We start from the raw sequence: 24,725 nt of genomic DNA, 5'->3' as shown, positions 1-24,725 counted from the left end.
TCGGCTTTGCTCACCGACCGGGAGATAGGGGAGACAAGGTGACAAGGTGAGAACTTGCAACAATCTTTCTCCTTGTCCCCTTGTCCTCTTTTCCATGCCCAATGCCCAATTCACTCTTGATCATCAAAATCTGTTTCCCAGCTAGCAGCGTCGTTGTAACCGTCATTGGCGCGGTAGGCTTCTGGTTTGATGCGGTGATTGTCTTGTTTCAACACTTCTCGTTCTCGCAACGTGAGTGCTGGTTTTTCATTGCTGGCGAGGCGATCGCTAATTCGTCTTGTTGGCTTTTGGCGCGTGAAGTTTCTCCAAGCTGCTTTGACGCCAACCAAGATGCTGCGTGTACCTACTTGGAGATTTTGAGCCTGTTTTCTTGCAGTATCAAGGCTTTGGTCAACTTGTTTGACAACTTGACTGGCACTTTTTACACCTTGACTGACATCATCAGTTAAGTCAGTAATTTCTAAACCAGTGACGCGGATAGCATCTAGAGTCGGTGGTAGTTCTCGTGAGAGTGTGTCAAATAGCTTTTCTGCACTCCGGGCTGCGCGTGCTAACTCCTGCAAAGCCGGTATCGCCGCCACTAAAACCGCAGTTAAGCTTGTGGCGACTAAGAGTAAGGAAAGTCCCAACCAAAACAGGGGGTCAATCACGGTTGCATCATTTATAAGCGTTCTAATTGCTGGGGAAGAGAATCTGAGTCTTCAACGGATGTTTGCCGCTTCAAGACTTGGGTTTCTCGCTGACTGGCATCTACACCTGCGGCGATCGCTTCCTTTAATCTATCTAAAGTTTCATCCCAGTTTCGCAGTGCGCTGGCAGAAAGCCGATCTGCTTGGATTTGCACACTTGTTGATATATCTTCTGCCAATTCTGGGATAGCATTAGCAGATTTTTGCAAAATTTTACGCGTTTCGCGCCCTGTGCGTGGAGCAGCGAGTAAACCGGCTAAAGCGCCGATGGTAGCTCCCAGCATCAAACCGCCAATAAATACTCCAGAACGATTATTAGACATCTTGTTGTTTCTCTCCTTAGACCCATTTTAGGTGGGTTTTCCCCCCTTGCAAGACTTAAACAATTTTTATCTATATGTAGCACGGTACAAATCCAGCTACCATCTCAATTCAGTAGACTAGTACCGCAGGGCGGAATTCAAAATTCAAAATGACGCTCGCGGACACGGCTTAGCTGCGCTAACAAAATTCAAAATGAATACAGTGTAAGGTTTTCAGAGATTTTTAATGAGTTGTTTATTTCTGCTGACCTGTACTAAGGGCTTTAGTCCTTTGTTAAAGGTAGCCAAGCTTTTGTCACAGTGCAGTAGTTACTATCCTGACAAAATATCAGCCACAAATGTTGCTTTGATTCTAAGAATTTAGCAGTCAGAATTTTGCTGTCAATTCTGAACTCTGGCTTAAAAGTTGTTCAATTGTCATTTTCCGAGTGTTGTTTTCCCAGGTCTTAACTCTGGTCTTTGAAAATAACGCTGCCAGATTTGCCGCCCTAGCAAAATTAGACTGATAATTTGCTGCACTTGTTGAATTTGTATTTGTAGTGCTTGGTTTCTCTGCCGTAAGTTATAAATGTTCTGCTGATTCAGATAAATATTTTCAGGTGCTTCATACAGTGTTGCATGGGTACAAATTTCATAGGCGGTTAAAATATCTGCTACAGATGCTATTCGCTGCTTAAGTTTCCATACGTGCAAAGCAACATACAGTAGCATCAATGAAATCAAGGTGTTAATTATGACAACTAAAATTACCATTGTTTATCTTGATTAATGTCAGCTTTGAGGAGTTATTCTATGAATAAGAAAGAATTCAGAACTTTGATGAATCAAAAGGTAATTTTTACAAAAGTCTTTCATTTTTGAACTGCAATCTTCCATTACAATTGCAAAGCTATTATTAAACAAAGGTTCACCTGGTTTCTTGCTTCTTGAGTTAGGAAACCTAATTTTCTAATAATCATATAGGAATCCGGTTTGATTTCTGAAAAAAATTCGTACACTTCTAATACCCTTCTTCACTATTGCCTATTGCCTATTGCCTATTGCCTGTTCCCTGCCTCTACGAGTAATTTCAAAAATCAAATACTAGTCCTATAGATTGATTCAAAGTAAAAATAGACTAATAACGAACTACTTACTCAATCCTAATACCAGCAATAGTAATACTACATCACCACGTTGAAAGTTCCTCGGCAAAAAGTTGATTGTATAAACAATCCGATTTGATTTTTGAAGTTAGCTATGTGGTGCGGGAAAGGCAGCGCAAGCGCCATAAGCAGGCAATAGGCAATAGGCAAGAAGGTTTGTTTAGCGATCGCTAGCTTTTCCTAAATATAGCTTTTTTTCAGGAAGTAACAGCAATTAGCTAATGGTTAAAAATCGCCTATTTAGCAATTTTGTAGCAAATACATATCCACGCCTCACAAAAGCACAGCTACAATTGCCTTAGATTCACGACTTGATTTGCTCGCATCAACCCGTATGATCGATACGCCCCACCATCACTACGTTCCTCTCCTTAATCAATTTGCGATTTTGACGGCACATCAGCACAATGGTATAGTTGCTTGATGCAGATGGTGAGAGACTGCACTATATTTTCTACCAAAGAGACAACCTAGCATCGCCTCGTATCTTGGTGCTTTTACCTTTAGCAGTTTTGCAGCCCGTCGTGTAAAGCTACATTTTGCTTGCAGAAACCTTGTTTGCTGAATTCTTGAATCATAATGATTATCTTTTTTATGCATCCAGTAGGAGATGAGGATGTCAAAAAAATCACCAAAAAATAATTTATTACGAGCTATTTTTTTTGCATTGACAATTGGATTTGTTGGCTGTGGAAATCAAGCTGTAAGAACTACATTTACTCAGACTACCGCCCAGGTGAATGAAAATCTTCCGCGAGTCGTCGCAACTACAAGTGTACTTTGTGACTTAACCAGACAAGTTGCCGAGAATACAGTTAACCTCACTTGTTTGATTTCCCCTACTGCCGATCCCAAAGTTTATAAACCAAAACCGGAAGATCGTAAAGCTATTGAACAAGCTAATCTGATTCTTTATACTGGTTACAACTTTGAACCAAATCTGATCAAATTAATTAAAGCGACTAAAAATTCTGTACCGAAAATAGCTGTTGCCCAAGTTGCATTGTCTAACCCACAAAAATTTCAGGAAGGTCGTAAAAGAGTAAACGATCCTCATATTTGGCATAACACAAAAAATGCGATCGAGATGGTAAAAGTCATTAATAGTAACCTGAAAAAAGTAGTACCTAGTGATGCAGAAGTTTATAGTAGCAATACCCAAAAAATTACAAATGAACTCACTCAACTAGATAGCTGGATTAAATCAACAATTGCGACTATTCCTGTCAAACAACGCAAGCTAGTTACCACCTCTGATGCATTTGGTTATTATGCTAGAGCATACAGTATTCCATTAGCAGGGGGAATGGAAAGTATTCGCAATCAGGAAAAACTGACAACGCCACGAGTAAATAATTTGGCTAAAAATATTAAACAAGCTAAAGTGCCAACTATTTTTCCTGAAGTAGCAATTAACCCTAATTTAATTCAATCTATAGGCACAGAAGCTGATGTAAAAATTTCTCAGAGAAATCTGTATTCTGAGGGGCTTGGAGAAGCTGGAGGCGAAGCAGATACTTATCAGAAAATGATGATTGCTAATACACGCACAATTGTAGAAGGCTTAGGAGGGACATATTTGATGTTTCAAGCTAAATGATTGTGCATATAGCAGGGAATAGGCAATAGGCAATAGGCAAAGAAAGTATGTCTGTGTCTTGGTTTTACGGTCAGCTTATGTCCTCAACTATGTTTCAACTGTTATACAGCGTTTTTCAGGTAAATGAAGTACACGGGTAGAGGCGCAAAGCTTTGCGCCCTTACGAAAATCTGTACCTCATATCATGTCCGGTTGAAGACTTATCATTAGGGCTGACGCGGGGACACAAAGACGCGGAGAGTTTTTTTGATAAGTGATTAGGCGGACATGATATCACTCTTTTACAATCTGCTGTAAATCTCAAGTTTTTAAGGTTTTTAACAAAAACAGTAGGGGAGTATAGCTGTACGCCCCTACTCATCAATTTAGAATTATGCTGAAGTTAACGTACCCCTTTGAGAGTATCAACTTGCTTGGTAAATAACTCAGTGAACAGACTCAATACACTTCGTTCTTCCCGGACTTTGATATTGGCACTAATAGACATCCCTGACTGTAAAGTAACGCTTTTACCCTTAATAACTAAGGATTGTTTATCCAAAGAAATTTTAGCCGGATATCGATAAAACTGATGTATTTGGTCTGGTTCCAGTGCGTCTGAACCTATTCCGGCTACTTCACCCTTAATATCGCCAAACTCACTGTAAGGAAAAGAGTCAATTCTGACATCTACTTTCATGCCTTTTCGCACAAAACCGATATCTTTGTTGGTGATGAAAACTTCAGCTATATATTTTTCATTTGGTACAATTTGCATCAGTTTTGTAGTTGGATTTGCTACAAATCCTGGGTTTTTGGCTTGCAAATCAAAAACTGTTCCGGACACTGGTGCGCGGAGTTCTTGATATTTAACGTTTAACTCTGATTGGGAGATTTTACTATTTACATCTGCTAAACGTTGCTCATTATCTAGCACAACTTTCATGAATTGGCTATCGATGTCCGCAATACGTTTTTTGTTGTCACCTATTTTATCCAAAACGTTTTTGTCAGTAACAGCTACTGTATTGCTTACCTCTTGCTGTCCTTTTTCAATGTCGAATTGGAGACGTTTGAGTTCTTCACCTAATTGTGCTACTTCCGCCGTGCGGTTTTGCACTTCTTGTTGTTGATTCAGATACTGAAGCTGAGAAATACCACCTTCTTCTGATAGAATTTTCAGTTTATCTAAAATTCTCTGTTGAATAGCTAAACTTGATTTACTATCTTCTAATTTAACTTGAGTTTGAGTCAGTTGTTTTTTGGTTTTTTCTACTTCTAACCGCGCTGCATTGGAACGAGAATCTAATTCTTGTTTAGCAACTTGTAGACGTTGCTGTTCATCAATTCCCAGTGCATAATCTTGACCGGAGTTTCTTAATTGAGTCCGCAATAAGTCATTTTCTGCTACTAGGGCTGCCCGACTTTTCAACAAAAAAGTAGTTTCTGATGGCAAGTTACCACGCAAGAATAATAGTTCTGATGTAGTGGCGGTACTTGCTCCCAGCAGTCGCCGATAAATTTGGTTTTCTTTAGTTAATGCTACACGAATTTTATTCAAAGAATTTAATTCAGCAACAGAGGCAATGGAATCGAAAGTTAGCAGCAAATCTCCTTGCTTGACTTCTTGTCCATCTTTTACATAGAGTGCTTTGACTACTCCACTGACAGGAGCCTGAACTTCTTTGACTGTTCCTTCCGGTTTTAATTGTCCTGTTGCTGGTACTACTTGCTCAATTTTGGCAAAATAAGCCCAAGCAATTCCAAAACAGGCTAAGGCCATTAAGGTCACCATAATTGTACGTGACCAAACTGGAGATTGGCGCAATATAACGGACTGTTCAAACTCTTGAGGATTTGAGTTAATTAAAGATTCTGAAGCAACTTTCTGTTGTTTTGTCACAACTGGTGAATCTTGTTTTGCCCCGTTTTTATAATTGCCGTTGGTGTGATTCCCATTAAGTTGAGTCATAGCGATTTTGGATGTTGGATTTTGAATTTTGGATTGAAAATGAGACTTTTGTAGGGTAGACACCAGTATTGATAAACAGTGTCCACCCTACGTTATTGCTGAATTCTGTTAGCGCAGCGGGGCGTAGCCCATTCTGAATTCTGACTGCTGCTCATAAGTTGACTTCTTGTTGGTGATACAGGTAGTAATAATGACCTTTAGTAGCCATTAATTCTTGATGGCTACCTTGTTCTATAACCCTGCTGTTATCCATAACAACTATGATGTCTGCATTACTGACGGTGTTCAATCGGTGGGTAATAAAAAATACTGTACTACCCTTAAATGTTCTTGCTAAGTTGAGACATATTTGTCGCTCTGTGGGATAATCTAGTGCGCTAGTTGCTTCATCTAAAACTAGTAATTTTGGTCGTTGTAAAACAGAACGTGCGATCGCAATTCTTTGTCGTTGTCCACCAGAAAGTGCAGAACCCCGTTCTCCCACCCGTGTGTTGTAACCGTTGGGCAAGTTCATGATAAACTCGTGAGCGCAGGCTACCTGAGCTGCTTGGATAATTTCTTCGGTTGTCGCATCGGGATTTGTCAGGGCAATATTTTCTTGAACGCTGCCATCAAACAACAATGTTTCTTGGGGAACTACACCAACTTGTCGTCGGAGTGAATAAAGTTCTACTTTGGCAATATCGTAACCATCAATTAAAATTCTGCCAGACTCAGTTTCGTAAAGTCTCAGCAATAATTTCATCATGGTACTTTTACCAGAGCCACTTTGTCCGACAATCCCCACAAATTTTCCAGGAGGAAATTCCAGGTTGACGTTAGAAAGTTGTAGAGGGCCACTGGTGCCAAATCGGAAGGAAACGTTCTCGTATTTGACTTCTCCAGTAATTGCCGGTAAAGGTATATTGTAGCGGTCTGTTTCTGCTTCTTCTGGTGTATCAACAATATCGCTCAAACGTTCAATGGACAAGGCAGTTTCTTGGAAGCTTTGCCAAAGTTGAGCTAAACGCAATATTGGGCTGGTAACGTAACCCGATATAATTCTGAAGGCGATTAATTCACCTAAAGTTAATTCTTGTTGTAGTACTAAATAAGCTCCTACCCACAACACTAGTAAGCTGCTGAGTTTGTTGAGAAAGTTACTGGTAGAGTTGGCAAGGGTAGAAGTGACAACTGTTTTAAAACCAGCAGCGACATAACGAGCATAACGTTCTTGCCAGGAAAAGCGCGATCGCAATTCGATATTCTGCGCTTTGACTGTTTGAATTCCTGACATCACCTCCACTAAATAAGATTGAGTTTCGGAGTTGCGTTCGGCTTTACCGCGTAATTGTCTGCTAATAGTCGGAGATGCTATTAAGGTAATAATCACAAACACGGGAATTGTGCTTAAACCTACCAAGGTGAGTTGCCAACTATAAATCAGCATCACACCGATATAAACCAGGGAAAATAGAGCATCTAATCCCACTGTTAAGGCAGTACCAGTGAGGAACTGGCGGATGTTTTCTAGTTCGTTAATCCGAGTAGAAAGTTCACCCACCGGTCGCTTTTCAAAATAACGTAGTGGTAGACGTAATAAGTGGTCGATAATTTGCGACCCTAAACCCATATCAATACGATTCGTAGTATCGACAAATAAGTAGGTTCGCAAGGTAGTTAGTACTGCCTCAAATAGCCCAACTACTAATAGTAAAACACCCAAAATATGTAGGGTACCAATACTATTTTGCGTGATAACTTTGTCGATAATTAACTGCACTACCAAGGGATTTGCTAATGCTGCTAACTGCACGAAAAACGAAGCAATAAATACTTCTATTAGTACTCGGCGATAGCGTGATAAATAAGGGATAAACCACCGTAAACCAAAACGTTCTTGGGGTGTTTCTTTGGTAGCTGTTAGCAGCAATACCCTAACTTGTGGTGGAAAGTTGGTGGGGTCGGTATCTAATTGTTCAACAAATTGAGCGGGTTTGCAGCGGACAATTCCTTGGGATGGTACACCCACAACCATAGTATTGGCGTCAGATGCATATAAAACGGCAAAATTATCGGCATACCGTATTAATGCAGGTGTGGGAATCCGGCTGACTGAGGCGACTGGCAGCTCTACAAGTTGCGCCTTGAGTCCAATTAACTCTGATAGGTAAGCAATAGCTGGAAAGGAGATATTACCCTGGCGTTTGATTTGCTCGTTTAAAATACGGCGAATCACTTCTCGACGAAACGGCATTTCTAAGTGTTTCGCAAGCATTTGGAAGCAGGCGAAGGTTGAATTTAATTCTCCTTTGCCGCCAAAAAATGGGTATTTTATGCCTTTTGCCGACTTCTTTGAAGTCTGACCGTTTGTTTGTGATAGGACTATTTCATCTGATGCGTAGGGAATATCTAGTTCATCTTGGCTATGTGATTGGGTGTCACTAACTGCAAGTTCTAGCTGACGAGTATCTTGCAAGATCAAATTTGAGGGATTTAGACCAAGTAAGCGTGCGGGACTTTGACCTGTAACGTGTATCTTGTCTCGATCGTCGTATTGTTCTAGCCGATCGCCAATTGAAAAATTCGTGACGGTACCCCCACCACTGACAAACCAAACCCGTCCCCTATCGAGTTGGTCAAATGAGCTTTTCCCTGGACTCAGGTACTGAATTATCGCTTCTGGTAAAGCTGTTTGTGTTAATTCTTTGAGATTCAATGTGGCGATCGCTTGCTTTTGCCAATAAGCACCGAGAATATCGAAAACTTCTACTAAATTACTGCGGTTTTTACGAGCCTCGGCAAAAGCTGGGTATGAATCTACAAGGTTAAAGTAGGCTGCTGCACTCAAGGTTAAACATACTACTTCGGTGGAAGCGATCGCTGTTTCACAAGGAATCTCGCGTAATAAACCAATTTCGCCGATGATTTCCCCTGGTTGCAGTAATTTCAAGGTAGTTGGGATTTGCGTTTGGGGTTCGTATCCCAACAGCCGCACTTGTCCTTCATAAATGATTGTGATCTGTTGCGGGAGGCTTTCTTTGCCGATGATTTTTTGACCCAACCGATAGCGCCAAGCTTGCAGCTGTTGGGATATGTTGGCGATCGCTTCATCTGGTAAGCGATCGAACCCCTCTATGTTCGTGAGAAATTCCGGAAAAGTGTTCTTAATATAAGTCATGTCAAATAAGTCTAAAGGTAAAAATGAGTCATCAAGTTCCGAGCTTGGGATGAAGAGTTAACACTATTCTTAACCCCTACCGGGTTCGCCGTTTGTTTATGAAAGAAACATTTAAGACTACACTGCCTCACTTCTAACTCCTAACTTGACAATGTGGCATTCAGTGTATATGGATACGTGATACCACAAAAAAACAAATTTGCTAATTACAAACCTACATTTAGATCCACGGTTATTACGGTTAGATTATTCAAAATAAACACAGTTTGTAATAATTCTTCAAATTAGGCGATCGCGGTAAAAACCGACAACCAAGCACAAAAAAGTATTCCTCACCTACTCTCGTACAGACATCGTTAATCACGTCTGTACCCACTCACCACTCCTTATTTTCAAGAAAGTCAATCATCAGAAAATCCCATAACCAAAGAGAAAAAAGGAATATACCCTACTCTTTACTCTTTAGTTTTAATAATAAATTGAGAAGAGATTATTACTTGGTTAATGCTACATAATTTATACAAGCTGAAATTCAGAATCTACTATTGCAACTATCGAGAATCAATACTCACAACTAAACTAATACATCCAGACGTGTTTGCTAAATTTAGCCTGGTGCATTTAAAGTTATGATAGTCAACATGAAAATATCACAAATGCTTTCCTAAGTAAATACCCTAATTAAGAATTAGTAATAAAAAAAACTTTAAATTTCTGAATTATTTTTTACAAATTCTTTGATACAGGGAACAACAGTATCACTGATAAAGAAAGACAGCGGCCTTTCCTCATGAAACAGCACCCATACCTAACTGTCAAAGAATTCCGCATCACTTTTTGTCAGTTAAGTTCAATATGAATTAACTGAAAAAGTACTTTAGAGGAATCAACTATTAAATCTATGAAGGAAACACAATGACTGGCTTCAGTAGATTTACTAATTTAATATATCCGGCTAATTCTCGTTGTAGCGTGAAGTTGTGCAATTTTACTATGTAATTGCCGAAGTTTTTATCTGGCAAAAAAGTAGAAGACGTAATTTTAAAGTATCAATAAAAACCTTGTTATAAGTAGATGCTGTTATTTGATTGTTGGATTTTTGAAAAAATTCTACAAATTATAAGGCAGAAGGCAATAAATCTTTCCCTATTGCCTTCTGCCTATAGCAGTCCTAAATCATTTGTGAAATCTTGCTACCTAGACTGTTGGCTGTTAAGTGTTAACAGTCAACAGCCACAACTGACATTTTTTACAACTTAAATAGGATTGCTATATTACACAGCATTAGCGGTCAAATTGATCTGCACAATGATATCGTTGTAATCTTTGTCGCCCCCATTTGCCAAATCTTCAAAACCAAAGGTGTTATTTCCCAACAGCCGAATGTGATCTGCCTTATCAGTGTTAGCGCCCAAGAATGCAAAATAAACCGTGGGATTATTATTGCTATTTTTAGCAACAAACGCATCGGGTTTACCATTGATAATAATAAACGGTGCAAACAGCGAACTAGCTGCAAAAGTGCCATTGTGAGAAGCTGTACCCTGGTTAGTGACTGTCAAATCAATGCCTGTAACACGCCCACGCACAGCGGCTTCGGCGTAACCAGCCTGTCCAACAAGAATATCTGCCACACCATCATTATTGGTGTCAATGCCACCACTCTCATCAGCAATTTGATAGAACCCGACACAGTTGTTGAGTGCAGCTTCTCTGTGAACTTTAAAATCAGCTTTTACCGATTGTTTCACATCCCGTAAATCAATCAGTTCGCCTTCTTTTTTGCCTTGCAAACCTGTGCCCAAAGTTATTTGTTGATTTGTTGCTTCAACCGTGACAACTAAACTCTGGAAATTAAGAGAAAATCCTTCATTTTCTGAGCTTTGTGAGCTGCTATTCGTACTTGAGGAAAAAACGACACTTGAGAAAGATGCTTTTCCAGACAGTACAGCCTGAGTAGTACTGTTGGATACCATATAAAATCTGAGTTTGGTATTAGACTCAAATTCCAAGATGTTTGTCAAGTCGGCAGTATTAAAACCATTAGGCAGATTTCCCAGGGAGCAGAAAATCACTTTTGAACGCAAAAGAGCCGCTTTTGCATAACCTTCTGCACCGGGCGCTATGCCGTCAATCTTACCTTCATCATCATCAACATTAAATACACACAGTTCTTTTACTTCTTTTGAACTGTGAGTTTTAATCTTGATAGAAAGTTTTCCTTTGCTACCCTTGACTTTACTTTTGATAGTAAAGATATTCTGAGTAATATTTACCAGTTGGAAAATAGTAGTTATCTGGGTATTTGTAGACCCAAAGCCATCAATATTAACATCTAACTCCTTGTCGAAAGAAAGGCCACCAACGTCAGTAGTGCGGACGCGGATTTTATAACTAGATTTAGTGACATCAGATTTTATTTTGAGGCTATCTCCCTCAATGATGAATGCATTATTATCACTATCACCATTACCCGCCACTAAGCTATAACTGTGTTCATCGTCTTGGTTTGGGTCAATGGTAGTGAAGAAACCGATGATTTTTTGATCGTCATCGTCATTATCATCTCCATCACCACTACCACCATCGTCGTCATCGTCGTCATCATCATCATCGCTGATAATGGTAAATATCAAATTTGTCGGAGCAGAATTCTTTTGGGCAACTGCAAGTGCAAATACATCACTGACTTGATCTCCGGCAATATCTTGAGCTGTAACTTTGATGTTTAAACTACCCACATCCTGATTTGTGGGAGTGCCACTGAAGGTTAGGGTATTAGGGTTAAAGTTCAACCAAGTGGGTAGTAAGCTATCATTTTCCAGAGTTGCAGTGTAAGTGAGGATGTCTTCAGCATCTGCATCGCTGAAGGTGTCAACTGGAACAGCGAAGTTGAAAACACTATCTTCGGTGGCTTCTTGATCCTGAATTTCATTTGCCACCTCTGGAGATTCGTTGACCAAGTAGCGGGCGATCGCAAAATCATAATTAGTGCCGTTATTGCTAGCTCCCGCCACCAGAATCTTGCCGTCAGATTGCACGATGATGCTGTTGCCACCCTCATCATTCCCGTTAAAGTCGGTAGTAGCTTTACCAGTAGTATTGAAGGTAGTGTCGAGAGTGCCATCGCTGTTATAACGGGCAATGGCAAAGTCATCATTAGTGCCGTTATTGCTAACTCCCGCCACCAGAATCTTGCCGTCATCTTGGACGGTGATGCTGTAGCCAATCTCATTACTGGTGTTAAAGTCGGTAGTAACTTTACCAGTAGTGTTGAAGGTGGTGTCGAGAGTGCCATCGCTGTTATAACGGGCAATGGCAAAGTCATCATTAGTGCCGTTATTGCTAACTCCCGCCACCAGAATCTTGCCGTCATCTTGGACGGTGATGCTGTTGCCACCCTCATTACTGGCGTTAAAGTCGGTAGTAACTTTACCAGTAGTGTTGAAGGTTGTGTCGAGAGTACCATCGCTGTTATAACGGGCGATGGCAAAGTCATTATTAGTGCCGTTATTGCTAACTCCCGCCACCAGAATCTTGCCGTCATCTTGGACGGTGATGCTGTTGCCACCCTCATTACTGGCGTTAAAGTCGGTAGTAACTTTACCAGTAGTGTTGAAGGTGGTGTCGAGAGTACCATCGCTGTTATAACGGGCGATGGCAAAGTCATCATTAGTGCCGTTATTGCTATATCCAGCCACCAGAATCTTGCCGTCATCTTGGACGGTGATGCTGTTGCCAGCCTCATCATTGCTGTTAAAGTCGGTAGTAACCTTACCAGTAGTGTTGAAGGTGGTGTCGAGGGTGCCATCGCTGTTATAACGGGCAATGGCAAAGTCATCATTAGTGCCGTTATTGCTAACTCCCGCCACCAGAATCTTGCCGTCATCTTGGACGGTGATGCTGTAGCCAATCTCATTACTGGTGTTAAAGTCGGTAGTAACTTTACCAGTAGTGTTGAAGGTGGTGTCGAGAGTGCCATCGCTGTTATAACGGGTGATGGCAAAGTCATTATTAGTGCCGTTATTGCTATATCCGGCCACCAGAATCTTGCCGTCATCTTGGACAGCGATCTTGTAGCTACCGTCATTACTGCCGTTAAAGTCGGTAGTAACTTTACCGGTGGTGTTGAAGGTGGTGTCGAGAACTACTTTTCCTAGTACTGAGGAGTAGGCTGACATTACTTGTTCCTGGAACGCCAAAGGAGAAGCAATTCCCCCTGTACAAATATTCAGTTCCCAGTTCCCGCCTAATGTGCAATTCCCTATTAAGTGAGTTGAGGCTGCTACCCCTGCACCTGTCAGTTCGCTCAATCGCTGTACAAATGCCATTCCTTGCTGTGTTTGAGCAACTTCACAACCATACAGCAGCAGTTGTGCATCGGCAGTCAAAGCATTTGCCCAACCCATGAGTTGTGAAGTGTAGCGATGGAGGGTTTCGTGGCTAAGTTGACTGTTCCCCAAATAAACTCGCCCTGGTGCGCCGTGGGAAACAATGTGCAGACTCTTAACTTGTCGATGCAATGCCAACACTTGGCTAATTTGCTCAATACCATCCTGGTTAGGATCTAGGACGACAACAGTTATGTTAGGCAAAACACCTGCTACCAGATTTTGGTAGTTCTCTAGTTGTGAGTCAATAAAAACTAGTTGATTCCCAGGCATTTGCCCATAAAAGTTTTCAGTTGGCTCAATATACTTACCCACCACCAAGTTGAGTTTGCTATCATCCTCAATGTTTGTCACTGCAACCGAATTAGCAGTTGTCCCAGCTAGTAAGTTAGCGAGATTTGTAAATGATGCGGTCATAATTCTTTTGAAGTGAAGTATGGTATTTGATTGCCTCACACTTGTTTTTATTAAGATTGCAAGATAATAGGAAATGTAATATTCTTTGCTAACAAAGTGAGGAATGCACCATACAGCTTATTGTCTAAATTTGAGCTAAGCCTCAGTGAATACACTGAGTTTATGCCAGTTGAGAGCTTATACAAAGGTTTTATTGGCGATCGCATATACACGCATACCAGCGGGACGCTGCCTTTATCTAAGTTTTAATGCAAGTATGCGTCAATCCCACGGCTGTGGGGTGCGGGAGTAATTGGTCTGACAGATGTAAGCTTTTAATCTTTTAATAAAGTAGGAAGGAACCATCTCCATAAGACGGTTCCTATGTAAAATAAGTTACTACATTTACGTACAACTTTTAGGTCGCGTCTGTAGGCTCAGTACCCTGTATTAATCCTCTAACAGATCGAAAATCTCAAATTTTGTAAGATTTCTTAAACTTTAAACAGTCCAAGCAGTAAGGCTATAGGTGCTACTAGTAACACCCACATTGCTGGTTGCAAACCAATCTGTTGAGCTAAAATTCCTACTGCCAGCGGAATTAACCCACCCACTAAACCAAACATGTTGCTGAGTGTCATGACTGTGCCACTCTGTCCTGGCATCGCTGTGTACAATTGCCCTTGGAGAATTGAGTACCAACCCGCATTGAGCAAACCTAAACAAGCCAAAATAATCAGTTTGACCGTAAGGTGGGGAATCACCAGAAAAGCAGGGTAAAGAACTAACACCAGAAGCGCACTCACCTTTAAGTAACTCAATCCCGACACGCGTTCAAGTAGGGGAATCAACAGAAAATCACCTAGCAAGCCAAACCCCAACCAAATTGTGACAGCCAAACTCGCTTGCGTGTTGTTTGTACCGATCGCATCGACAAAGTACAGCGCGATAAAGCCGTGCAGCACATCCAACATCAAATCTGAAAATTGCAACAATGTCAGCCAGCGCAATACGGAGGGTCGTTTTAATGCAGCGATCGCATTGCGTATGCCATCCTTGAAACTGAGTGCGGGTGCATCTTCAAAAGAAGTTGGAGTTGCAATTGGATAATGCCACAGCAGTGCCAACAGCCATACCGTCAATACCGCTAGGACGAAAAAAGCACTCCGCCAACTGCTGTGCAAGGCAATTGCCCCTGCCAAGATTAAAGGCCCAATGACATTACCCAAGGAACCAGCTAATGCCCACCGCGCCAAGTTTTGCTCGTGGCGAGTCGGCTCAATGTCCATCAAGGTTGCTTGGGACAAAGTGACAAAGCTGCCGGATGCTGGATAAAACAACACAAACCCGGTTAATAGCAATGAAAAGTCATTGCTGAGAGAAATGAAGAGTAGAGCGATCGCAAAGGCGACTCCTCCGCCCAAAATCAACTGCCGTCGTTGACCAACATCGCCCAAAATTCCTAGAATTGGCTCAATCAAGCTGGCGATCGTATTGGGAATGGTCAGCAACATGCCAACCTGTACATAAGATAGGTGTAAGTCATTGCGAATCAAAGGCCAAGCCGCACCTCGCACCCCATCAACCAACTCATCTAACAATTCAATCATCAGGAAAATGATGGTTAATCTCATCACTGTCCTGGCAGTTTTCTGTTTATCGTTCAATGACATTGTGAAATTCTCCGTCCTCAAGATTCCATCGCTACGCAAACTCATTACTGCGTTGGATCTGGAGGGGGAATCCACGAACAGAAGCTCTGCCTAACTAAGGCGAATCGCTGACTGAATTGGTTTCTAGCAACTTACCAGGGAGGAAACATCTTAACTCTCCTCTAAGAGATTGTTTGAAAAGTCTAAATTAATACTAGCCCTGGCGATTGTAAATCGCGGCTACACAGACAAAACCCGCACTTCAACAAGCTCAGTGACCACCTGCGCGGGTTAAAAATCTTAATTTTCTGTTAGTCCGCGCAGGCGGACTTAGCTTGTATAGTAGCGAATATAATTCGCTGTCATCAACTTTGGACTAAACTGCGCTAGCAACAAAAACGAAATCATTGGCACTGAGGGTAGTTGAGGTAACTCCAACTAATAAAGCCAACTCTGTATTTGATGTTTTGATTAAAGTGTCACTACCCTGTTGCAATAGCGTTAAGGCACTAAATTGAGTCACGCCAATACCGCCAAGCCCTATTTTATCAATGCCTGCTGTAAAATCACTGACGATGTTTTTGGCAGTTGGTAGGCTGCTACTAGCAATCCAGAATTGGTCAATACCACTGCCACCACTGAGTTTATTACCGCCTGCTTGACCAGCAAATAAGACATCATCTCCATCACCACCAAACAAGAAGTCATCGAGATTTGAGAAGAAAATGTCATCGCCAGAACCACCATACAAACGGTTCTTGCTACCTTCACTGCTGAGGGTGTCGTTGCCATCTCCACCAAATAAGAATTGGCGAGAACCTTCTATGACTGTGAGAGTATCATCACCTGCGGCTCCGAATAGATTATTACTACCATCGGCTTCCACCACGGTAATTTCATCATCACCATTGCCGCCATCAGCATCGGTATTTTTAGCCGAACCGTTTTGACCAATAAATATTTGGTCGTCACCGTCTTGTCCGGATACTGAAGAGTCGCTACCTACCAACACAGTGTCGTCACCCTTTCCGGTTTCGATGGTGTTGCCTTCGCTACCTTCTACAAAGTCTGCACCATCACCTGTAAATAAGGTTTGATTTGGCTCAGCAATAATGTCATCGCTGGTGGTGGAGCCGAAATCAATGTCTTCAGCTGGGGGTTGACCTAAACCAGGAGCAAGATTGAGAGGATTCTCCAGTTTCAAGAGAATGATTTCGTTGTTGTCTATGACTGGATTTTGAGGATCGTTGCCAGGACGACCTGTTGAGAAGGGATAGTTGTTGTCATTGGCTACCAAAATGGTGTTTTTGTCAACAACTAAAACATTTTCAATTGTGACAAATGGGAAATCGAAGGTGGTTTTGCCATCACCGTTGAGGTCATTGGGGTCTTGGATGTTCAACAAGTCTGCAACTTCTTCTTTTGCTACGTAGCCATCAGAATCTGTTTTAGACAAGTCAATTTTGTAGATTTTCTTGAATTGAGCAGCAGCTCCTTGAGCATTATCCCGCTCAATCACAAGGTACTCATTGTCGTTAATGACTGCTAAATCCCCGATCGCATATCCAGGATTTTCCAGTTTGTAGTAGAGTTTTTTATCGGTATACTCTTTGCTGGCAATATCAAATTCGTTGATCCGCAAAGCACCAACGGGATCGCCTTGGACTGTACCCTCTAGCAGCATGTAGAGTTTGGTTTTGCTGGCGTTGATTGCTCCGCCTTCAAAACCTTTGGAGCCACCTAAGTTAGCAAAAGCATCTCCTGAGAGGACATCTGGGTTTTGTGGCGATCGCACTAAGTTATTCTCAGGAATACTCAAGAAATCTCGGACTTTATCCCCTGTATCTGGAAAGTCTGTGAACAGTGCGTCTACACCTAATTGAAAGAACTGCTGAAATTCTAGTTCTGGATTACCTTTGTAATCTGCTGCTAAATACAAATCCTCATTACGGAAGGTGTAAGGATGCACCTGTAAACCTGCATTGTGAGCATCTTGAACTAAAGTCGTAGGAGGCACCAGGTTTTTGTCAGCATCATTAACTACGCCGTCGTTGTTGACATCATCTGCCAAACCATCGTTATTAGCATCAGTACCTTTGACACTAACAATCATCCGCTTCCAAGGGCCAATACCATCAGCATATGTGGCAATTTCAGCTAAGCCTGCTGGAGTTCGTAAATCACCATATGTGCGAGGGTCATTATTAACTTTGAAATCATAAGGCTGAGTTTCGATGAGGGTACCATCTAGCTCAATACCAGCTGCATCTAGAAGTTGGACGAGTGGGATATCTACACCTGCATTAGGCATAATGCGATCGTTTAGATCCTTGAGGTTACCAACTTCAAAGGACTGGATGAAAATGCGATCGGGATCGGTGAAATTCTCAGCTTTGAGCGTGTCAATGAGTATTTCACTGATGTTTCTGTTAATTTTCTCTGTGGTGCCTACATAGGTGGCTTCTTTGGCAAAATAAGTCGGATGCTTGGTTTCAGGATAGATGCCAATTTTTTTACCCGTCTCGGCTTCTACTTCTTTCACCAAGTCAATAATTTCCGCCAGAGTCGGAATTTCAAATTGACCATTAAAAGATTGGTCGCGGAAAGGTAGACGCTGTATGGCTTTTAAACTTTTGATTTCCTCAAGAGTAAAATCTTCAGCAAACCAACCTGTGATTTCAGTTCCGTCGAGGCTGACTGTTTTCTTACGATCGGCAAACTGTGGATACTTGGTAATATCGTAAACGTCTGTGGTTGTATTGCTGAAATTGACAGTACCATCGGCGTTCAAAATTGCCAAAGCAGGTTCATGGCGAGCAATTAATACACCATCTTTTGTAACAACTAAGTCAGGCTCAATAAAGTCAGCGCCGTCTTCAATTGCTTGTTTGTAGGCCTCTAAAGTATGTTCTGGAAGCTTTCCACTAGCACCTCTATGACCAATAACTAATGGTGCTTCCCCATCTAGGGTTTTAAAGGAATCAGGTGTAGCAATGGGAGCTTCTAACAACTTACCAGCGGCATCAAAATGCAGCAGGTAAGGGCCAAATTCTTCTCCCACCCAGATGGTGCCGTCTTTATCAAAGACAAATGACTCCACATCAAAATCTGCACCAGTTAGTAATCTCTCGCTAGTGCCTTCATTAACTATTTTGAAAGGAATCTTGTTGTCAGGGTCAGACAGTTGAATGTAATCTAAAACCTTAACAGTGCCATCGCCATTTTCTATTCCCTTAAAATTGGGATCTAGACGATGGATGCGTAACAGAAAGTCTTCACTATTATCTTTGCTACCGTAACCATTATCTGACAGAAAATAGAGAGAGTTATTATTAGCAAACTGTACACCACTAAACCCTTGTATTGGCTGTCCTGGGAAAGGGCCGGTTCTACCATTGCCGGAAATTTCCTCACCAGAAGCTGGCCCCTCACCATAGGTATCAGGGGGTAAAGAGGCAAAACCTACTAATTCAATTGCCATAATTAGAATGTTTTTGGGTGTTTGTTTGAGAGCGATCGCAAGAATGAGAAAGTGAAATGTTGAGTGTTGACTAATGACTGTTGACAATCATCAGTCAACAGCTAATATTGATATTTTTCACAACTCAATAGGATTGCCATAGCCTTAAAGATGTTTTCATTGAAAGATTAAGAAAAGAATAAATGAAGCGAAAGAAACGATTAAAATACGTTCATTTACTAAAGATAATATTTATAAATTTTTATCAAGATAATCTGTAAAAAATTATATTTTCAACTAGCGCCAAATAAATTATAGATCCCCGACTTCTTTAAGAAGTCGGGGATCTATTTGTTGAGGAATTGAGATTAGGATTGTGTTAGGCGAACCAGTTAAGCGACAACACTAGCCAAGAAAACAAAATCATTGGCTGTGAGGCTAGTTGAGGTAATTCCAACTAATAAAGCCAACTCTGTATTTCCGGTTTTTACTAAAGTATCACTACCCTGTTGCAATAGCGTTAAGGCACTAAATTGAGTCATGCCAATACCGCCAAGCCCTATTTTATCAATGCCTGCTGTAAAATCACTGACGATGTTTTTGGCAGTTGGTAGGCTGCTACTAGCAATCCAGAATTGGTCAATACCACTGCCACCACTGAGTTTATTACCGCCTGCTTGACCAGCAAATAAGACATCATCTCCATCACCACCAAACAAGAAGTCATCGAGATTTGAGAAGAAAATGTCATCGCCAGAACCACCATACAAACGGTTCTTGCTACCTTCACTGCTGAGGATGTCGTTACCATCTCCACCGAATAAATATTGGCGAGAACCTTCAATCACTGTGAGAGTATCATCGCCTGCGGCTCCGAATAGATTATTACTACCATCGGCTTCCACCACGGTAATCACATCGTCACCATTGCCACCATCAACATTGGTACTTTTAGCCGAACCATTTTGACCAATAAATATTTGATCGTCACCTTTTTGACCGGATACACAAGAGTCACTACCTACCAGTACAATGTCGTCACCGTTTCCGGCTTCGATTGTGTTATTTGTAGTACCTTCTACAAAGTCTGCGCCATCACCTGCGAAAAATGTTTGTCCTGGCTTGAGTGTCACATCATCGCTGTTGCTAGAACCAAAACTGTCAGGGAAAGTAGGCTGTAGAGTTGTCAGGTTATTAGGTAGTTCCAAAATACCGAGTCTCTGAGCAGGAGTATTTCCCGTAATGTTGAAGTCGTTGTCATTCAGCAAAGCTAGCGTATTGGGTGCTACTAGCGCCAAACCTTCTAATTTTTCCACTCCGGTGTAACCCAACTGGGCAGCATTAGCAATTAAACTCTTGGTCACAGGGGTAATATTGGCAGCAGCTAGTTCCGCAGAGGTCAGTTGCTCAATGGTTTTCCCAGCTGGCAAAGTAAAATTAGCATGGTTGTTGATGTTGGTCGCTCCGGCTAAATCAATTTGGTAAATTAATTTATTGCCAGCAGATGTACCATTGTCATCTCGCTCAACTACTGCAAACTTGCCGTTACCCAAGGAAACTGCATCGCCAATTTTATCAGTTCCTGGCAAACCTTCCAGGCGATATAAATACTCTGCTGTTACTTGCTTGGTGACAATATCAAACTCCAGAATTCGCAGGTTGAGAGAAGCTTTAGAAGTCGCATCATTAGCGACATCTGGATTATCAATTGGACTCTGGATAAAGGCATATAATTTATTACCTTCCAATGCCACAGCTTCAAATCCCCGATTATTGCGGCGTTGGGCATAAACCGCTGGCAGTACCTCAATACCAAAGGTTCCGCCTGGTTGGTCTGGGTCGGGTGCAGTGGCAGTTCCTTGGGGAATAAAGCGCTCAATCAGCTTACCATTGCTATCGAAGTGGTAAATAGCAGGGCGATATTCATCCACCAACCAATAGTCACCATTTTTTGCAACTACAATTCCCTCCAAGTCTGCACCCAAAGGATCGTTAGGTAAAACATTATTGTCTAAGTCAACGGCAATTTCATCTGTGTAAGCTAAGCCGTTTCCTACAGCTTGCAGGTTTGGTAATCCCGTTAATGGTGTCGTTCCATCTTGCCGGAATAGCTTTGTTCTGTTGGTAATGGTGATTTCACCTGTGGTGCGGTTGAGTTCAAAGCTGACTATTTCTGGTTGGAAGTCGGGTAATAAAAATGGTCTGTTGACGCCATCAGGTTCTCCATTGGGGCCCCGGTCTGTATTGGTGACAAACTTCAGGTTGCCATTTGCTGCAATTCCTTGAAAGTACAACCCAGAAAAACCACCCAACAAAATATCTTGATTTTTTGAGGTTGTACCTAACTTGGGTAAATTTTCAAAGTCATAGATAGTCAGTTTGGGTTGGGCAACAGGATTGCGGGGATCGTAACTAGTGGTGTCAATATTTAAAGGAGTGGGCAAGGCGTTAGCAATATTTTCCCACGGTACAAGTTTGAAGTTAGAACTAATATTTTCTTCTTCACCTTCATCGCTAACTATTTTGCTGGGTTCATTAGAACCATCTTGAGTCACAAATAAACCAAATGGGAAGTTAGGCCCCAGTGGTACGTTAATGACATCTGCACCGTCTGACTCTTGTACGCTGTCAATTGAGCCGCTGTTACCAACGGCGAAGTTACCGACAAATTCGTTGTTACCTTCACGGGTGTAGGCAACAAAAGTGTTGTCGCCTTGGCTAGATGCTAGTAAGTAGCCTGTACCATTTTTGCCGTAATAAATGGTCAATCCTTCGACATCGTTGGTAAGGTAATTGCCACCCAAGTCTTTGACTTTATCAATTAATTTGCCAGTGGTGCCACCGTTTGGTTCTGCTTGGTACTTCCAAATTCCGACATCTTCCTGACCGATGTAGAGGAAGCCTGTTTCTTGGTCTACCACCATGCCCTCAGTTTGAGGTTCGCGTTCATCCACTGTCGGTACAGTAAATTCTCGTACTCGCTCGATACCAATTTTACCATTACCTTTATCGAGCAATTTATACTGAGCCACATCTCCAGTTTCCCGGCGATTGACAAAGACATAGTAATCATTGGTAATGGGACTGCGGTACAACGCCAACCCGTAAGCACTGCGAGAAGATGAAGAATAAGGTTCTGCAAAAGGTAGTCCTTGGAAGAGAGTGCCAATGCTGCTGTCGGTAATATCTTCTAGGTATTGTCCGGGGGTGGTGGGGTTGGGGTTAATTTTGAAGATTGCTAGTTTATCATTTTGGCGATCGCTAGCCACAGCAATATCAATAGATTGATTGCCTAATTTAAAACCGTATTGCAAATCAATGTTGTTGTAGCGAATCCCACCAGGATTAACTGTTTGCAACAAATCACCAGACAAATCGTAAACCCGCAGTCCGGCATTTTTCACTGAGGTTAATACTAAACTATCGGCAGCATTTGTAGCATTAACATAAATGGCAGGATCGTCAGCGTCACCCTGTTGATCTACTGGGAGTGTTTCATCGTCCAACAAATCCGGGGTAGTTTCTACCGTGGGTGCAGCGGTGGGAACTAAATCTGCACCCAAAGTGAGGATTTGGGTAAATTGGCTGGTGTTGAAGTTGTTGTCACTCACTAAGACAATGGACTGACGACCATCTGCAAGTTTGGGGCCAAAAGCGATACCTTCAATGTTATCAGTTGGCAAATCTAGGTCATTTAAATTTAACACTAGACGCTTTTGAGCAGGTGCAATGGTAGCTAGTTGCTCAGCACTCAAATCATTGAGAGAATCGTAGAAACTGATGTCTGTTGCACCTTGCAAGGAAACTTCGTAAATTTTGATGGTGTTACCGACACCCGCAGAAAAAGAACGTTCCACAGCCAACAAAGTGCCACGATTATCTATTGCTAGTAAATCCACCAGACCATTATCAGCAAAACCTGTGCTGGGGTTTGGTGCTTCCGGGATTGCATCTGTAATATAGAGGTATTCTTTTTCTGGTTGTCCATTAACGAGATTGTATTGCAAAATCCGCGAACGGCTACCACTGGTGAGTGAAGCCCTTAAGCCATCTTGGGACAGCGCGTTTTCAGTAGCAGTAAATAAAGTTTTTTGGTCGGGTGTGATGGTGAGGCTTTCAAATGCCAAGTTATTGTAAACGCCCGATGTCTGCGTGTCGCCTGCATCTACGATCCCGTTGTTGTTGGTATCTTCAACTACTGGTAGGAATTTGGTGGGGATAAGTAGCGATCGCACTTCTTGACCTGTAGTCAGCGAAAACTCTTTAATAAAGGGATTAGTAACGCGACTTGCACCCAAATCCGGTCTAACTTCGCCTTCTGAAGAGATGAAAACAGTTCCTTTATTAGTTAAAGCAATACCTTCTGGGTCAAGGCTAAAAGCTGTAAAAAAGTTGCCAGTGGTATCTTTGAGAGGTGTGACATTGGTAAAAGTCACCTCAGTATCGGCAGTGAAAGTGTAGAAGCGAGCTAGACCATTGGTATCAGACCGAGCATCAGAGATAGCATAGTAGACTTTGTTCACAGCATCGTAGGTGACACCAGATAGTCCACCCACCGGAGTTGGTGTACCATTGACAGTTCCCGCCGCACCAGCAGGAATAAAGCCAGTCTCGAAAGTACTTTGCGCCACAAATCCCAGGCTGGGAATGGTTTTACCTGGTTCATTTGGCCCGGTTTTGACATCCGCGAACACCAAGCGATGGTCGGAACTGGGGAAGGGAAAAGTACCTACTGGGGAGAATGTCGGGTCAGTATTTAGCGGCCAAAAGACTCCTGAATTGGCAATTGCCAAGTCAGCAGAGGGTAGGACATAATCAGTCCGTAGGTTTCCAGGAGTAGTATCAGCAAAATCCGCGGTGTCAAAAGCCGGATTACCCGTTTGGTTAGTGTTTGCACCACCCTGTAAATCTGCTTGTTGGGGGCCGCCAAGACTGCTAGGGATGACATTAGTATTAATACCAGGATTTTCCAACAATTGGCGGATAGCAAAGTCAAAACTATCACCATCTAATGGGTCAGCATTTTGGTCGCCCATAATCACAAAACTTGACCCAGCATCAATACCGCCCGTTTTACCCTCATCATCATAAATGTAATCGCCTTTACCAGGGCTAACATAATCTGCCCAAAAGCGGATTTCATCATGATTGCGTTTGCCGTTGCGGTCTTCTGGCCCATCAAATACCGGTGGTGTGGGGTGGCTGGCGAGGACATGAATTGTCTTGCCGTTTACTTGGATGGGTATATCCCAGTGACTTTTAGAAGAAAGGCGCAGAACTGCCAGTTCTTCTGGAGAATACCAATCATTTGGCTCTGGAGTTGCAGGATCGTCAGGAAGCAAGGCATTGGGCATATCCTTCCAGAGGAACTTTTGGAAAGTGCGGATGTTGGCGGTATCGATGGGATATTTAGATAACAGCAACATTCCGAATTGCCCAGGAAAATTACCAAATCCCAAAGCATCATCGCCGTATCCTGCTTCACCTGGAGTTGTAACCGCTGTGCCGTTGTTATTTAAGTCAAATCCAGAAGCAATACCCGTATTAGAAGGAGCAATGTAGAAGTAGGGATAGTCAACAGGAGTTGCACCATTTTGACTAACCGCTAAATAATTTTGTTTAAATAATTGAACTGCCTCTGGGGAGTAATCAAACTCATTAATCAGCAGCACATCCGGATTATTACGCTGGATGATTTCCGCAACCGCCTTCGCCTGAGCATTATCAGGAGTAGAAAGATCGCTGACTAACTGACCTTCAGCATTGCGATTCAAAGAAGCGTTGAACTGAGAAAAACGAATTGTGCTTGTCATAAAAATGGGGAGTGGGGGGTGGGGAGTTAGGAGTTAGGAGTTAGGAGTGGGGAGTTATTCTCTGCTTTGCGCCTTTGCGCGGCAGTCGCTCATGGGGAGCCAGTGCGTTGGGCGGCTCTGCCGACTTGAAGCAACTGGCGTGGAA

10 protein-coding genes are annotated in these 24,725 nt (G+C 42.2%); 1 reads left to right on the top strand and 9 read right to left on the bottom strand.

Translation table 11 applies throughout. The features are described from left to right. Window positions 1–110 precede the first annotated feature (110 nt). The 3 genes from ACM0OY_RS00125 to ACM0OY_RS00115 all read right to left on the bottom strand — a co-directional run bounded on the left by ACM0OY_RS00125 (window position 111) and on the right by ACM0OY_RS00115 (window position 1,765). A complete protein-coding gene (locus tag ACM0OY_RS00125) occupies window positions 111–650 on the bottom strand; it encodes a DUF948 domain-containing protein (protein WP_414566880.1) in 540 nt (179 codons plus the stop codon). A gap of 11 nt (window positions 651–661) precedes the next feature. Then, window positions 662–1,012 carry a YtxH domain-containing protein gene (locus ACM0OY_RS00120; protein WP_414566879.1) on the bottom strand — a complete coding sequence of 117 codons (351 nt, stop codon included), beginning with the start codon at window positions 1,010–1,012 and terminating at the stop codon, window positions 662–664. A 417-nt stretch (window positions 1,013–1,429) separates the two neighbouring features. After that, on the bottom strand, window positions 1,430–1,765 hold the full coding sequence (locus ACM0OY_RS00115) for a hypothetical protein (RefSeq protein WP_414566878.1): 336 nt from the start codon (window positions 1,763–1,765) through the stop codon (window positions 1,430–1,432). Window positions 1,766–2,773: 1,008 nt separating this feature from the next. Here ACM0OY_RS00115 and ACM0OY_RS00110 point away from each other — a divergent pair. Next, entirely contained in the window at window positions 2,774–3,757 is a 984-nt protein-coding gene (locus ACM0OY_RS00110; protein ID WP_414566877.1) for a metal ABC transporter solute-binding protein, Zn/Mn family, read from the top strand. A gap of 382 nt (window positions 3,758–4,139) precedes the next feature. On the opposite strand, the gene ACM0OY_RS00105 is transcribed toward ACM0OY_RS00110, so the two are convergent. From ACM0OY_RS00105 to ACM0OY_RS00080, 6 genes are all read right to left on the bottom strand, one after another. After that, window positions 4,140–5,708: an HlyD family efflux transporter periplasmic adaptor subunit gene (locus ACM0OY_RS00105; RefSeq protein WP_414566876.1), complete on the bottom strand. Its 1,569-nt coding sequence runs from the start codon at window positions 5,706–5,708 to the stop codon at window positions 4,140–4,142. A gap of 151 nt (window positions 5,709–5,859) precedes the next feature. Then, window positions 5,860–8,868, bottom strand: coding sequence for a peptidase domain-containing ABC transporter (locus ACM0OY_RS00100; protein ID WP_414566875.1), 3,009 nt, complete (start codon window positions 8,866–8,868; stop codon window positions 5,860–5,862). A gap of 1,274 nt (window positions 8,869–10,142) precedes the next feature. Continuing rightward, window positions 10,143–13,676 carry a DUF4347 domain-containing protein gene (locus tag ACM0OY_RS00095; RefSeq protein WP_414566874.1) on the bottom strand — a complete coding sequence of 1,178 codons (3,534 nt, stop codon included), beginning with the start codon at window positions 13,674–13,676 and terminating at the stop codon, window positions 10,143–10,145. 473 nt (window positions 13,677–14,149) lie between these two features. Then, window positions 14,150–15,328 carry an MFS transporter gene (locus ACM0OY_RS00090; RefSeq protein ID WP_414566873.1) on the bottom strand — a complete coding sequence of 393 codons (1,179 nt, stop codon included), beginning with the start codon at window positions 15,326–15,328 and terminating at the stop codon, window positions 14,150–14,152. A gap of 355 nt (window positions 15,329–15,683) precedes the next feature. Further along, entirely contained in the window at window positions 15,684–18,791 is a 3,108-nt protein-coding gene (locus tag ACM0OY_RS00085) for an esterase-like activity of phytase family protein (RefSeq protein WP_414567071.1), read from the bottom strand. A gap of 368 nt (window positions 18,792–19,159) precedes the next feature. Next, window positions 19,160–24,580 carry a phytase gene (locus ACM0OY_RS00080; protein WP_414566872.1) on the bottom strand — a complete coding sequence of 1,807 codons (5,421 nt, stop codon included), beginning with the start codon at window positions 24,578–24,580 and terminating at the stop codon, window positions 19,160–19,162. Between the last annotated feature and the right edge of the window lie 145 nt (window positions 24,581–24,725).

Origin of the sequence: Nostoc sp. CCY 9925 (assembly GCF_963920935.1) — a bacterium.
Classification (GTDB): Bacteria; Cyanobacteriota; Cyanobacteriia; order Cyanobacteriales; family Nostocaceae; genus Nostoc.
Note: the sequence above shows the minus strand (reverse complement) of the source record. Positions and strands in the feature narration are given on the sequence as shown.

Excerpts from the sequence above, each read along its gene's own strand:
- ACM0OY_RS00120 (WP_414566879.1), bottom strand. The coding sequence starts at position 1,012 with ATGTCTAATAATCGTTCTGGAGTATTTATTGGCGGTTTGATGCTGGGA.
- ACM0OY_RS00115 (WP_414566878.1), bottom strand. The coding sequence starts at position 1,765 with ATGGTAATTTTAGTTGTCATAATTAACACCTTGATTTCATTGATGCTA.
- ACM0OY_RS00110 (WP_414566877.1), top strand. The coding sequence starts at position 2,774 with ATGTCAAAAAAATCACCAAAAAATAATTTATTACGAGCTATTTTTTTT.
- ACM0OY_RS00105 (WP_414566876.1), bottom strand. The coding sequence starts at position 5,708 with ATGACTCAACTTAATGGGAATCACACCAACGGCAATTATAAAAACGGG.
- ACM0OY_RS00100 (WP_414566875.1), bottom strand. The coding sequence starts at position 8,868 with ATGACTTATATTAAGAACACTTTTCCGGAATTTCTCACGAACATAGAG.
- ACM0OY_RS00095 (WP_414566874.1), bottom strand. The coding sequence starts at position 13,676 with ATGACCGCATCATTTACAAATCTCGCTAACTTACTAGCTGGGACAACT.
- ACM0OY_RS00090 (WP_414566873.1), bottom strand. The coding sequence starts at position 15,328 with ATGTCATTGAACGATAAACAGAAAACTGCCAGGACAGTGATGAGATTA.
- ACM0OY_RS00080 (WP_414566872.1), bottom strand. The coding sequence starts at position 24,580 with ATGACAAGCACAATTCGTTTTTCTCAGTTCAACGCTTCTTTGAATCGC.